This window comes from Syntrophobacter fumaroxidans MPOB (genome assembly GCF_000014965.1).
Lineage (GTDB): Bacteria > Desulfobacterota > Syntrophobacteria > Syntrophobacterales > Syntrophobacteraceae > Syntrophobacter > Syntrophobacter fumaroxidans.
Genome location: NC_008554.1, coordinates 1788828 through 1802479, shown reverse-complemented (window position 1 = coordinate 1802479; position 13652 = coordinate 1788828). Strand labels below are relative to the sequence as shown.

The window sequence follows — 13652 nt, the reverse complement described above, 5'->3', positions numbered from 1 at the left end:
TTGCGTCTTTGCCTGGAGGACAGCAGTGATGAGGAACGAACCGGGAAGAGAGTCGGAGAAAGCCCTCATTCGGGTGGCGTTCAGGATCCTGATCCTGCTTTGCGCGACGGCGCTGCTCGCTGCGGCATCCGGCTGCGCTCACTACAGGGTAAACAAGGCACTGAAACAAGTCGATCCCCAGGCGGGTTATCGGGGCAGAAATTTCAGCGTGCATGACAAAGACGACCAGGTGCTCCTGCTTCTCAGCTTCTCCGGGGGAGGAACCAGGGCTGCGGCCTTTTCCTACGGGGTACTGGAAACCTTCAGGGACACCCGGGTTACGGTCGACGGCCAGGACCGGCGCCTCCTGGACGAGGTGGACTGGATCTCGGGAGTTTCCGGCGGGAGCTTTACGGCAGGCTTCTTCGGGCTTTTCCGGGATCGCATCTTCCAGGACTTCGAAGCCCGGTTCCTGAAAAAGAACATCCAGGGCGAGCTGGCGAAACGCACCTTCTTCCATCCTTTCAACTGGGGGAAATTGTTCTCGGCATACTACGACCGGAGCGACCTTGCGGCGGAATACTACGACAAGCACGTGTTCGACGGGGGAACGTTCGGTGACATCCTGGCGAACAAGAAGCCCATTATCCTCATCAACGCAACGGACATGGTTCACGGGACCCGCATTTCCTTTACGCAGGACGCCTTCGATGTGATCTGCTCCGATCTGTCCACCTTTCCCGTGGCCAGGGCGTGCGCCGCCTCCTCTGCGGTGCCCGTGATCCTGAGCCCCATCACTTTGCGCAATTACGCCGGCTCCTGCGGCTACGTCATGCCCAAGGCGTTGGCAGACGCGATGATTCCTCCCAGGGACGTTGCTTCGCGCCGCTTCGATCTCGCCAACAACATGACGCCTTTCATGGACTCGAAGAATAAACCATTCATCCACCTCGTGGACGGCGGGGTTGCCGACAACCTGGGCCTCCGGGCCGTGTTGGAGCGCGTTACGCTCGCGGGCAGCCCCTGGACCACCTTGAAACAGGCCGGGCTGGAGAATGTGCGCAAGATCATATTCGTGGTGGTGAACGCCGAGACGGAAAGCGACACCAAGTGGGACCGGACGGAGAGAGTGCCGACCTTCGGCGCCATGCTGAGCTCCTACTCCACCATAGCGATTGCCCGGTACAACGTGGAGACGGTGGCCCTGCTGCAGGAAAGCTTCGCCCGCTGGGCCGATGAAATTCGCAAGGGGCGTTGCGGCTCGGAGCCTTACCCCACGGGACCGGGTTCCTGCGGCGACATCGAATTTTACCTGGTGCAGGTGAGATTCGACGCCCTGGACGACGAAGCGCAACGAAAACACTTGAAACAGCTTCCCACTTCTTTCGTTCTCAAGCCGGAGGAGGTGGACGAACTGAGGATTGCCGCCCGTCGCATTCTCGAAGAGTCGAGGGAGTTCCAGCGGCTGCTGCGGGATTTGCAGCAGATGTGAAAGTCGGCATGTGATGCCGATCATCAACATCGGGTTCCTGAAGACGGGTGCGATCAGAGCACTGCGGCCAATAGCGCAATGGCAAAGGAGGACATATGATCAAAAGAAGAATTTTCAGGGGATTGTGTCTGGCGACGGGTCTTTTCCTGCTGACGGCGTGGCCGGCGATGGCGCAGCAGAAGGCGCCGGAGCCTTCCGCCGCGGGGGAGGATGCCGGGGTGCTGCTCAACAAGGCGGCCCATTTTCTCTCCACAGCGGGCCAGTTCAGTGTCGTCATCCGGTCCGGGTTCGACGTGGTGCAACTCTCCGGCCAGAAAATCGAGTTCGGGGAAGTGCGGAAAGTCACCCTCCGGCGTCCCGACCGGTTTCGGGCGGACATCGAGCGCAGTGACGGCCAAAAGGGGCTGGTGCTCTTCGATGGAAAGGACCTCACTATTTTCAGCGAAAAAGACAACGTTTACGCGAGAGTTTCGAAACCGGGCGACCTGGACGGCGCGGTGATCCATTTCCTCAAGGATCTCGGGATGCGTTTGCCATTGGCCATGATGTACGTGTCAACGCTGCCCCGGGAGATGGACAGGAGAGTCCGTTCGATCGAAACGGTCGAACAGACGACCATCCTGGATGTGCCGTGCGTTCACCTCGCGGCTCGAAGCGACGAGGTGGACTTCCAGATCTGGATCCCATCCAGGGGGGATCCGCTCCCACGCCGTGTCGTGATCACGTACAAGCTCGACAAGGGACAACCCCAGTTCCGGGCCGATTTTTCGGAATGGAACCTTTCCCCCAATCCGTCGGATGCAGTCTTCGTGTTCTCTCCGCCTCCGGATGCCCGGCAGATTCCTTTCCTCGCGCAGGTGAAAGCGGCCAGGCCCGAGCCGGCAAAAGCGAAGCCGGGAAAAAAGAAGGGAGGCAAGCAATGAAACGCAACACATATCGGATCATGACGTCCGTGGTCACGGTGTTTCTTTTTGTCCTGTTTCTCGCTGTTGACGCCGATGCCCAGCGGGGCGGCCGAGGCGGCGGAGGAGGCCGGGGAGGCTTTTCGGGCGGCGGTGGAGGTCGAGGCGGAGATTTTTCCGGTGGCGGTGGAGGCAGGGGAGGAGGTTTCAGCCGCGAGGGAGTGGCCGGCGGAGGCGGCTTTTCGGCGGGCGGCAGCGGCAGAATGGCCGCGGGAGCGGGCGCGAGAGGGCAGAGCATGCAAACGGGCCAGCGCCAGGCCGGTGCGACTGAACGGACCCAGGCCCGTCAGCAGGGTTCGGGGGACCGTCAGCAGAGCCGCCAGGACGCCACCGCGGGTCGCCAGGAGACTCGGCAGGACTCCGCAGCGAGTCGCCAGCAAAGTCGCCAGGATTACGGGCGAAGCGCCCAGTCCAGCCGGCAGGATTACTACGACGACCACTGGGACAACTACCGCGGACCCTATCCGTACGGGGCAGCCGTGGCCGCGGGTGCGGCCGGAGCGGCCGTAGGGTATGCCGCGGGCGCGGCAACCGGCTATGCAGCCGGCGGCGGCGCTGCGCCCGTCTACTACCAGGCGCCCCCGTGCACCCCCACGGTGGTGTCCGTGGGAGGGACCACCTACTACCAGTGCGGCCCCAATTGGTACACCCAGGCCTACTCGGGGTCGGGAGTCGCCTACATCGCCGTCCCGCCGCCGGGAGGCTATTGAGCGATCCCGGGCATCATTGCCGACCGCTATGCGGCCCGCAATGATACCTGATGGTCGTCATGCGCCGGGTCAACCCCGTGTTGACCCACGCATGGTGCAGGAGGGCCGGATTTTCGTTTTGGACTCAGCTCCGTAAGGAAACAGGCAATTGCCCGCGGAGGATGGGGGCATCGCCGCCGGTTTTGATTTCGGGGCTTTTCATGTGAAGCTTCCGTGCGTAGGCGAGTGCAGGAAGCGCTCACTCGCCTCCCTTATGGGTCGGCATTTCAGGGAAACCCGCGAGGCGGACCGCCGGGGCACTTTCCGTTCCTCCCGGCGGGGCATACGGCGGCGCTTCCCATCCGGTCCCGTGTGTCGCGACCGCGCAAACAGGTTTGATACGGATTTACCTAGAAAATAGATTCCCGGGTGAGTCTGTTTTCATGCTTCGCGGGTGTCGCAGGGGGCATGGATAATTGCGTTCAAAATGATACTCTCAAAGCGTGGGGGACGTATCCCCCACACCCCCTCGCCGCTTCGCGGCTCCGTGTGGCGCTGCGGCGGCGGCCTTCGGCCAGTCGCCGACAGCGCCGAGCACTCGGCCTCACGCGCTTGCGCGTGTGGCCGAAACTTGGGGGGTGCGGGGGAATCATTCCCCCGCTCTTTTGTGCTTGAAAGATCCATCTTGCGCGCAACTTCGTATGAAATGCCTGCACCGAACCTCTCTCGGCAAGGGGCCGAAAGGGAGAGAGATCACAAGCGAGTCTCAACGGCCGGCAGGGCGACCGCGTGTCGGTATTCCAAAGACATTGGGCGCGCGGTGTGCCGCCGCACCGTGTTTTCGCGAAGCATCCCCGGGGCCGCGAGTGGGGAGGCCTTCGTTTCCGTGGCCTTCATTGCGGCGCCCTTTGCCCGGGCTATATTGTCGATTGGCGCCGAGATCGGGGCTATCGGCGCTGCCCCTGAATCGGGAGGGCTTGGAATTCCCTGGCCGGCGCTGATTCGAATCGTTTCGTCCTCTTAAAATCGGCTCTGATTTTATCGACGGGTCGGGCTCGTATCCTTTGATGATTTCCCGGGGGATGGCGCGGTTGAGCAGACGCTCGATTTCTTTGAGTTGTTCGCGCTCATCGATACTCACAAGGGATATCGCCGTTCCGCTGCGTTCGGCGCGGCCGGTGCGGCCGATACGGTGCACGTAGTCCCGGGACACGCTGGGCAGTTCGAAGTTCACCACATGCGGTAGATGGTCGATATCGAGCCCTCGCGCCGCAATATCGGTTGCAACCAGTACCCGCACATCGCCATGCTTGAAGTCGGCCAAAGACCGGGTCCTCGTCGCCTGGCTCTTGTTGCTGTGGATGGCCGCCGCACGGATCCCGTCATGCTCGAGTTGTCTGGTGAGACGGTCGGCACCGTGTTTGGTGCGGGTGAAGACGAGCACCTGCCGCCAGTTATTGGAGCCGATCAGGAAAGAGAGCAGCTCGCGTTTGCGCACCCGGTCCACCGGATGGATCAGCTGCGCGACGCTCTCCGCGGGAGTGTTGCGGCGCTCGGTCTCGATCAGGACCGGCGATCGCAACAGGTCTTCAGCGAGCGTTTTGATCTCGTCGGAAAAGGTGGCGAAAAACAAAAGATTTTGCCGACGCACAGGCAGCAGCGCCAGTATTTTGCGGATATCCCGGATAAATCCCATATCGAGCATGCGGTCTGCCTCGTCCAGGACCAGTATTTCGACCGCGCAGAGATCCAGGGTCCGCTGCTGCACATGGTCCAACAATCGTCCCGGTGTTGCCACCAGGATATCAATGCCACGACGGAGCTTTGCGATTTGGGGGTTGATGTTGACGCCGCCGTGGACAACCGCTGCTTTCAAGGGCAGATATTTGCCGTAGGAAGCCACGCTTTCCTCGACCTGGGCGGCAAGCTCGCGGGTTGGGGTGAGAATCAGGGCGCGGACGCTGGTTTTCCCCTTCGTGCGAGGTCGCTTGCTCAGGAGTTGAAGCAGCGGCAGGGCGAAACCGGCCGTCTTGCCCGTGCCCGTTTGGGCTCCGGCAAGGACGTCCTTTCCGTCAAGAATTACGGGGACTGCCTGTTGCTGGATGGGAGTTGGGTGTTTGTAGTGTTGATCGGCAATAGCGCGAAGCAATTCGGCCGAGAGGCCGAGTGAATGAAAAGACATGCGTATGGATAGCTCCTTGATTGAGTACTGTTTTGGCCTCCCCATGGGAGGCGCTGTCGATGCCGGACCGGGCAACGCCGGGATGCGGGTTTCGGGCTACTTGCCGTTGACCCGCCCGGCATAACGCCATTGTTCGGGGAGAGGCTGCGGCCCGGGCTTGATTCCGGCAATATCCGGGTCTTCGCCGATCTTTACCGGTTCACGCTCCGCCTTGGCCTTTTTGGCTTCCAGGCGGCGGGCCTCCTTGTCCCTCTGTTTCTGTTGTTTCTCTTTTTCCCTTTCCCGTTTCTGAAAGGTGGCTTTTGATCTTTGGGCCATTCTTCAACTCCTCGGGTTCATCTTGAATTGGCCAAAAAGCGCCTCAGGCGCCGATATCCCGGTCCACGCCGCGATCGGTTCGCCGGGAGCTTGGCTCGACTCACCTCTACTGGCTGGTCTTTGAGCCGTTTCCCGTTCAAGGCCTTCATCGCTTTGTCCGCTTCCGAATCGGACGGCATTTTAACGAACCCAAACTTTTTTGACCGTCCCGAATGTCCTTCCTTGACGATGTTCGCGGAAGGTACTTTTCCGGAACTGGGAAAAAGTGCCGTCAAATCATCTTCTGTGACATTGCAGGCCATATTGGCCACACAAATACTCGCATAAGCGCTTCTTTGCTTATGGTTCATGTACAGCCTCGGTGATCTAAGGCCTGCAAAAGTTGTTGCTTCTCATAGAAGTGGCTGCTTCCCATAAATGAAAAAGCCGGAGATTTACTCCGGCTTGTCCTTCCATCGTAGAATAGACGAGAATGTTGCCGTCGCGGTTAAAGTTTTCTCACCTGGGCAGCCTGCGGGCCTTTCGCGCCCTGTTCCGCGACGAAGCTCACCCGGTCGCCTTCGGCCAGCGACTTGAATCCTTCGCCCTCAATAGCGGAATAATGAACGAATACATCACTCCCGCCTTCTCTTTCAATGAATCCGAAACCCTTGCTGTCGTTGAACCACTTTACTCGACCTTCCGCCATGTTAGATCCTTTTCTCTGGTTTGATAGTGTGGCGCCCGCGTTCGGAGCTACTTAAGAATCGTTCTAATCATGCGAAAGACCGACTCAGAGATCACTCAGGTTAACGAGACCGCTCGTATTTGTCCGGCTATGATAACCGATTCTTTCAAAAAAACAAGGCGTATCTCTGAATTAAACGAAAATGGATTAGATTTCAGTTATAAGGCATAAATTACAGTGCATTAGACTCAGAAGCGCTCACCAGCCAGATTGGGCCGAGGGTTTCGCAAGGGGGTGGAACCTCAGCCTGGAAGCTGAGAGGCGGCGGTGTGTGTCTCGATGAAGGGCGCACGCCTTTTCGGCTGCTTTTCTTTTTGTGCGAGGCCCACTGTAATCAGCGGCCACGCCGGCGTTGTTCGCCAGAGCCGTGGAGAGAATCGTCCGGAGCTTTGCGTTTGAAGTTCTTGGGGTCCGGATCTGGACAAGGTTGCTCCGGGTCTGGCCAGGGACTGGTGGCAAACAATCATGGAGGCTCCACTCACCAAACACGTCTCCCCCGGTGGGGTGAGGACCACCGACTCGAAGCGTCGGGAGCTGTCGAAGCGTCGGGGGCTTGCTCACCCACAAGCAAGCTGTCACTACGCAACGGTATGCCCACCTCAGCGACGTGGCCATGCGCCGAGCCGTGGAGGAGAGCGCGGAAGTGATCACGCCGAAAAGGAACGGGAAGGTCATCGAGTGGGAGATCGAATCGGCGTGACGGGCATTCCTGGGCTTTCAGCGGCTGGTATCAACATGTCGTGTTGCAGGGATGTCCGGACATTTCAGCGCATCAGGGGATGCAAGGGAGAACAGGGGGGGCTTCTTGCCACCCGTTCACCATGTGCTGACCAACATCTCAGCGCCTCTCAAAATATACTTTCATGTCCTGCCCCCATTGCCGGTCGCCGATCGGCAGTCCGATTCTCACCGGCTTGGGGATGATCGCGGAGTTCACCATGAGCTCCCGGGACACGATCCGGAAGTGGATCAAGGAACGTGACTTCCCTGCCGCGCAGTTCGACGGCGTTTGGACTTCCGACGTGCAGTCGGTTGTTGAGCGGCATCAGAAACAGGTCGGGACCCACCGGAAGCTGTGGACGGATCAGGTGCGATAGTGTTCTGTACGTAGAGGAGCCTTTCGAAAGGAGGCCAAACAGTAATAGTTCCTACATGCCTCCTTTTTCTTTTCAAAGAAAATTCTCCCGTATCGCCCGTGCAAGGTGAGCTGAAATGATTAATTTGCGCTTATTCTCCAGTCTTTTAGGAACAAACCGAGCAGTTGCATGAAAAGGTCTTTCGTAAGACGAGTCAGGAACCCGCGAACGAAGATGTGGTTCTTTCCGTTCAGAACAGGGGAACTTCATGATGTGGTACCGGACAGAACGACCGATATGGCTCCGCCTCGGGGTAGGAGTTCTTCTCCCCGTCATTGCTGCCGTCATCCGGTGGCACTTCCTCGAAACTCTCGGGTTCCGCGCCACCTTTACCACCTTTTACCCGGCCGTCGCAGTCGCTGCACTGTATGGAAGATTCGGCGCCGGTTTCATCGCGACAGCTGTCTCGGCCCTCCTTGCAGACTATTTCTGGATTGAGCCGGTTGGTCAGTTCGCCATTGCTCCCTTCGCAGACCGGTTGAGCGTTGCGGTCTTTTTAGCCAATGGGACCTTGATCTCCTGTTTGGCCGAAGCGGCATATCGTGCCCAGGCCCGGGCATTCAAAACGGAGCAGCAATCGAGGCTCTCCGCCGAGCGCGAAAAGGCGGCTGTCGAGCTCCAGCAAAGTGAGAGGAAGTACCGCGAGTTGGTACAAAATGCTAACAGTGCCATTGTCCGCTGGAACAGTGGCGGCACGATCGCCTTTTTCAATGAATACGCTCAAACATTTTTCGGCTATCGTGAAGATGAAATCCTCGGCAAGCACGTGAGTGTCCTGTTGCCTGAAACGGAGTCCGCCGGAACGGATTCGACTGCACTTGCCCTTGATGTGGTAAGATATCCGGAACGCTACGTTTCAATCATCAACGAGAATATCCGTCGGGATGGCAGCCGAGTATGGATGGCATGGACCCACAAAGCCATATTCGATGAGAGCGGCGCCGTTTCGGAAATCTTGGCGGTCGGGACTGATATCACTGCGCGCAGACAGGCCGAAGAGAAACTGAAACACGCCAGTGAGTTTGCCACGGCCATTCTTGATACAGTTGACGGACTGATCATAGTACTCGATCGGAATGGTCGAATCGTCCGATTCAATGCTGCCTGTGAACGCCTGACCGGCTGGCGGGTCGACGAGGTGATTGGGCGATGCTTTTGGGAATTCCTGGTTCCGGAGGAACAGCGTCGCGGTGTTCTCCAAGTATTTCAAGGTCTGACCACGGGGAAATTCCCCAGCCGTCACGAGAATGAATGGATTCTCCGGGATGGGAGTCGACGTTGGATAACCTGGGCCAACTCTTGCCTGTTGGATGCGAAAGGTGACATCGTGCATGTTATAGGTACCGGGATCGACATTACCGAACGCCAACGGGCTGAACAAGCACTGCGCGAAAGCGAGAGACTGGCGCGGGACCAGGAAGCTCAAATAATGGCAATCTTGGATGCAGCCCCCGCCATGATCTGGACTGCTCATGACAGGGAGTGCCGGAGCATATCGGGGAACCGGGCGGCACGTGAGTTGTCACGAGTGGACGAGACCGCCAATATGTCCAAAACCGGGCCGGAGCGAGAGCATCTTGCCCACTACAGCATCTACAAGGATGGCAGGGAGCTCGCTCCCGAAGAGCTGCCGATCCAGGTTGTTGCGTCCACAGGTCGGGAGTTCAGAGACTATTCCCTCGAGTTTGTTTTGAAGGATGGTCCACGATATTCGCTCCTGGGCAACGTCATCCCCCTCATCGACTCGGAAGGCAGCCCGAGCGGCGCGATCGCCGCCTTCATGGACATCACCGAACGAAAGCTGATGGAAGAGGAGCTTCGCAAATCGAGGGATGAGCTCGAAATCAGAGTCCGCGAGCGAACGGAGGAACTGGCGGCGGAACGGCAGCTGTTTTTCGATGTCCTGGAGACACTCCCGGTCTATGTTTGTCTTCTGACACCCGAATATCATGTTCCTTTCGCTAATAAAGTCTTTCGTGATCGTTTTGGCGCATCCAAGGGCCTTCGCTGCTTTGAACATCTGTTCGGGCGCAGCGAACCTTGTGAAATTTGTGATACATATGCGGTTCTGAAGACTTCCACTCCCCACCGTTGGGAGTGGGAAGGCCCCGACGGCCGCAGCTATTCCGTCTTCGACTTCCCATTCATCGACGCCAAGGGTTCCCAATTGATCCTTGAGATGGGAATTGACGTCACCGAGCGCAAGCAGGCCGAGGAAGCACTAAAAACCGAGAGGCAGCGGCTCTTTGACGTGCTTGAGACATTGCCGGTAATGATCTGCCTATTGACGCCTGACCACCATGTCGCTTTTTCAAACCGCAGCTTTCGCGAGAAGTTTGGCGAATCGCAGGGACGGCACTGCTACGAATACCGTTTCGGGCTTAACGAACCCTGCAATTTTTGCGAATCGTACAGAGTGGCGGAAACGGGCCGGTCTCACCACTGGGAAGTGACCGTCCCCGACGGCACCATAATCGATGCTCACGACTTTCCGTTCATCGACGTGGACGGCTCTCCCATGATCCTTGAAATGGACTTCGACATTACGGAGTTCAGGGAAGCCGAAAGGGAACTCAAAGCGACAGTGGCCAAGCTCGAACAGTTGAATCAGGAACTGCAGGAATTCGCTTTTATCGCTTCCCATGATCTTCAAGAACCCTTGAGAAAGATCCAGACTTTCGGAGAAATGCTTGTTAGAAGAAAGAAGGATTCCCTCGACGCCGAAGGCAAAAACCTCTTGGAGCGAATCATAAAGGGCGCAAACCGTATGGCTGAGCTTCTACATGCCCTGCGCACATACTCCAGAAGCGGCACAAGCCAGTTGATTCATAAGCCCGTGTCCCTTTCAGAGGTTGCCAGGGGGGCCGCGAGTGCCTTGGAATATTGGATTTCCAAGACCAATGCGAAGGTGGAGATTGGTGACCTGCCGACAGTCGATGCCGATGAGTCGTTGCTACATCAGCTTTTTCAAAACCTGATCTCGAATTCAATAAAGTACCGAAAGGAATCGGAACCCCCTGTTATAAAAATTTCCGGGAGTGTGATCGATCACCAATGCCGGATAAGCGTACAGGACAACGGCATAGGGTTCGATCCGTGCTACTCCGATCAAATCTTCAAGCCTTTCCAGAGGCTTCACGGCAAGGATTCGCCATATAGCGGCACCGGAATGGGTCTTACCATTTGCAGGAAAATTGTGGCCAGGCATAATGGCGAAATCACCGTCGAGAGCGAACCCGGGCGAGGCTCCACTTTCAAAGTGACCCTTCCTTTGAAGCAGCAGAAAAGGGCCTGATGGATAAAAAGCGAGCTCGTTTTCTTGTCCTTGTGGCCGATGATGACGAGGACGATTGCTTTCTTCTGGAAGCAGCGTTTCAAGAAATGGGCAACCGCTATGATTTGCGGTTTGTGGATGATGGGCGGGACCTCCTCGATTACCTCTACCACAAGGGGAATTTCGCAGACCCCGTAAGATATCCCCGACCTGATTTGATCCTTCTCGATTTGAATATGCCGCGAATCGATGGCCGCAGCGCACTGCGAATCATCAAGGCAGACCAAAAACTAAGCACGATTCCAATCTTGATTTTGACGACATCGAAGGAGCAACAAGACATCGAATTAACAAAGAAAGCCGGCGCTTCCTCCTTTCTCGCTAAACCGAACGGATACGACGCATTGAAAAAGATGCTTGAAGAGTTCTGCACGGCAATTCTTCACGATCCGAACATTCCCTTCCAAGTAGTCGGCTGTTGAGTTGATACCGTTTGACTGGGCAAAGACCCAAATCCCGAGAGCCGGACCGGGAGTGTGTCGAGATAAGTGGATTTTTCAGAAATTTTTCCTGAAAAGTGGGAATAGACATACATACTTATCCCATTTTCGATGTGAACACTCCTCTCCAATGGCCTTGGAAAGGCCAAGAAGTGGGAAGTCAGCCGCAATTGATCAATACTCCGTCAGCTCTTGCCAATAATTCGCGGACAAAAGATATGAAATGAAAGGAATATGCGAATGGGTCAGCAGATTACTCGCCGGGATATGATCAAAGGGTGCCTCGTGGCCGCTGCCGCGGGCGCGATGGACTCGGTGTCGACAACTGTGCGGGCAGCCGCCCCGGACCCTGCCGCCATGGATTATGACGCCGTCATTTTGGGCGCCGGCACGGCCGGGCTGGTGGCCGCTCTAGAAGCCTACGACCAAGGCATTAAGCCCGTCGTTCTCGAAAAGATGGATTTGCCTGCCGGCAACTCCATTTACGCCATGGGTGCTCTGTGTGCTTGCGGCACCCGCGTTCAAAACCGGGAAGGCGTCGTTGAGAGCAAGGACGATCTTTTTGCCGACATGATGAAGATTTCTGTTGACCAGGCCGATCCGGCTTTGATTCGCTCCTACGTCGAACATATTGGCGAAGACGTTGACTGGTTGGAGGACACCATCGGAGTGAGGTTCCGCAAGCTGGAGAAGTTGCCCTACCCGCTGCTCAGCCGTCTTCACTGTGTCGAAGGCGGCTCGATTACGGGCGGTGGCATGTTGATCCGTTGTCTGCTTGCAGCCTGCAGGAAGCGCGGCATCCCCATTCTCTACCACACCAAGGCTGTTGAACTCATCACTGATAAGAAGATTGCGGTGAACGGCGTGCGCGCTTTGACCGAAGACGGTCTGGTCGATTTCAAGGCTCGCGGCGGTGTGTTGATCGCTACGGGCGGCTTCTCCGCCAACAGGGAAATGCTCTGCGGCTACATAGGCGGAGTCATGTCGCGATTGCCTTTGCGTGGCTCCCCGACTGTCACGGGCGAAAACATCACGCTCACCAGGCCCCTTTTTGCAAAATTGGTACACATGGACCAATTCCATTGTGGCCCGATCGTCTCGGCGACGCACGTAAACCCTGAAGGGGCGTTGAATAGCGGCTACGGCATCATCGTGGATTTGCGCGGCAAGCGCATCGTCGACGAAGGCAGTACCTATGTGGCCAAAGCACGTGCTTTGCCGAACTTGACTCCGGAAAACAAGGCCTACCAATTGGTCGACAGCAACTGGACCGCCGTCGGGAAGATGGCTGACAAGTTCACGGGCATGAATTCGCCATTCTTCCGGGACGACACCGTCGCGGGTCTGGCCAGGAAAGCGGGGTTGCCCGTAGAAGCCGTTGTGGCTGCCGTCAACGGTTACAACGACGCGTTGAAAAAGCGCAAGTTGAAGGATTTGAATCCGCCGTGCACCCGCAAGGACCCTCACGCGATGGACAAGAGTCCGTTCTACGCCTTCCCGTTTGAGAGCGGCATGACCACCACCTTCGGGGGACCTAAGATCAACACCAATGCTCAAGTGGTCAACCTGGAAGACGAGCCCATAAAGGGCCTTTACGCTGCGGGCAATGCCGCGGGTGGTTTATTCTTTCGGGACTACGTCGGCGGCAGCCAGTTGGGCGGCGCTACGGTCTTCGGCCGTATTGCCGCTCGTCACATTGCTCAAGCCTGCAAGAAGGCCTGAAGAAGCCGAGGACAAACAATGATGAAAAAGTCGCTCTTAGCCTCTGTTTTGTTTGTTGCGGGCTTTGCGCTGGCCACGAGCGTTGTGGCCGGCAACAACCTCGCTGACCGTCATGCTCAAAACGGTTTGGAGTGCGCCCAATGCCATGTTGAAGAGGTGCCCTCCAAGGCTCCGAAAATGGATATGTGCCTGAAGTGCCACGGCGACTCTTACGAAGAGCTTGGCAAGGCCTCTGCGGGGAAAAAGCCCAATCCCCATTATACGCACGTGGGCGACAAGGAATGCGCGGTGTGCCACAAGGGCCACAAGGAGCCGGAATTCTTTTGCAATGATTGCCACAAGTTCAAGGTGCAAGTGCCCTGATGGGTCGCCGGCGATTTGTTCTTTGTAGTACATTCCATCCTGAGGATAGCGCCGAGAATCTGCCGCTGCTCTCCATCCAGTTCTCTTTATGAGGCCCGGACGGAGAGATCGTCTTCCAGCCAAATCCGGCTGGCGCTGTCAGCGGGAATGCAAAATTAACCCCCCATGGGAAACGAAAATTTACCCCCCTGTGACAAGGCCGACGTTTTTGCCGAATAGGCACATTTGGCCCCGATTTTTGTAGGTGCCCCTTTATTTCATGCGGATTTCCAGCCCCGCAACCTCACAAAAACTAAAAAAGCCGAAGG

Annotated in this window: 13 protein-coding genes; 9 read left to right on the top strand and 4 right to left on the bottom strand. The window is 57.2% G+C overall.

Going from position 1 to position 13652, the window contains the following annotated elements; genetic code table 11:
* Positions 1-28 precede the first annotated feature (28 nt).
* The 3 genes from SFUM_RS07545 (at position 29) to SFUM_RS23490 (ending at position 3143) form a co-directional block, all read left to right on the top strand.
* A complete protein-coding gene (locus tag SFUM_RS07545; protein ID WP_011698316.1) occupies positions 29-1471 on the top strand; it encodes a patatin-like phospholipase family protein in 1443 nt (480 codons plus the stop codon).
* A 95-nt stretch (positions 1472-1566) separates the two neighbouring features.
* Positions 1567-2394, top strand: a complete 828-nt coding sequence (locus SFUM_RS07540; protein WP_011698315.1) for a DUF2092 domain-containing protein — start codon at positions 1567-1569, stop codon at positions 2392-2394.
* Positions 2391-3143: a hypothetical protein gene (locus SFUM_RS23490; RefSeq protein WP_011698314.1), complete on the top strand. Its 753-nt coding sequence runs from the start codon at positions 2391-2393 to the stop codon at positions 3141-3143. The genes SFUM_RS07540 and SFUM_RS23490 overlap by 4 nt, the downstream gene beginning before the upstream one ends.
* Positions 3144-3888: 745 nt before the next feature.
* Here the strand turns inward: SFUM_RS23490 and SFUM_RS07530 are convergent.
* The 4 genes from SFUM_RS07530 to SFUM_RS07515 all read right to left on the bottom strand — a co-directional run bounded on the left by SFUM_RS07530 (position 3889) and on the right by SFUM_RS07515 (position 6310).
* Positions 3889-5304 carry a DEAD/DEAH box helicase gene (locus SFUM_RS07530; RefSeq protein ID WP_011698313.1) on the bottom strand — a complete coding sequence of 472 codons (1416 nt, stop codon included), beginning with the start codon at positions 5302-5304 and terminating at the stop codon, positions 3889-3891.
* Between the two features lie 96 nt (positions 5305-5400).
* Complete coding sequence (locus SFUM_RS07525) at positions 5401-5622, bottom strand: hypothetical protein (RefSeq protein ID WP_011698312.1); 222 nt, start codon at positions 5620-5622, stop codon at positions 5401-5403.
* Between the two features lie 17 nt (positions 5623-5639).
* Entirely contained in the window at positions 5640-5924 is a 285-nt protein-coding gene (locus SFUM_RS24115) for an RNA recognition motif domain-containing protein (RefSeq protein WP_049766320.1), read from the bottom strand.
* 185 nt (positions 5925-6109) lie between these two features.
* Positions 6110-6310: a cold-shock protein gene (locus SFUM_RS07515; RefSeq protein ID WP_011698310.1), complete on the bottom strand. Its 201-nt coding sequence runs from the start codon at positions 6308-6310 to the stop codon at positions 6110-6112.
* Positions 6311-6902: 592 nt separating this feature from the next.
* On the opposite strand from SFUM_RS07515, the gene SFUM_RS23110 reads away from it, so the two are divergent.
* The 6 genes from SFUM_RS23110 (at position 6903) to SFUM_RS22430 (ending at position 13344) form a co-directional block, all read left to right on the top strand.
* Positions 6903-7049 (top strand): hypothetical protein, encoded by a 147-nt coding sequence (locus tag SFUM_RS23110; RefSeq protein ID WP_153307206.1) that lies wholly within the window; start codon positions 6903-6905, stop codon positions 7047-7049.
* A gap of 238 nt (positions 7050-7287) precedes the next feature.
* Positions 7288-7446 (top strand): hypothetical protein, encoded by a 159-nt coding sequence (locus SFUM_RS23105; RefSeq protein ID WP_153307205.1) that lies wholly within the window; start codon positions 7288-7290, stop codon positions 7444-7446.
* 247 nt (positions 7447-7693) lie between these two features.
* Positions 7694-10780, top strand: coding sequence for a PAS domain S-box protein (locus SFUM_RS21560; RefSeq protein WP_011698309.1), 3087 nt, complete (start codon positions 7694-7696; stop codon positions 10778-10780).
* Positions 10780-11241 (top strand): response regulator, encoded by a 462-nt coding sequence (locus tag SFUM_RS07505; protein ID WP_011698308.1) that lies wholly within the window; start codon positions 10780-10782, stop codon positions 11239-11241. The genes SFUM_RS21560 and SFUM_RS07505 overlap by 1 nt, the downstream gene beginning before the upstream one ends.
* 258 nt (positions 11242-11499) lie before the next feature.
* Positions 11500-12981, top strand: a complete 1482-nt coding sequence (locus tag SFUM_RS07500) for an FAD-dependent oxidoreductase (protein WP_011698307.1) — start codon at positions 11500-11502, stop codon at positions 12979-12981.
* An 18-nt stretch (positions 12982-12999) separates the two neighbouring features.
* On the top strand, positions 13000-13344 hold the full coding sequence (locus SFUM_RS22430; RefSeq protein ID WP_011698306.1) for a cytochrome c3 family protein: 345 nt from the start codon (positions 13000-13002) through the stop codon (positions 13342-13344).
* Positions 13345-13652: the final 308 nt, after the last annotated feature.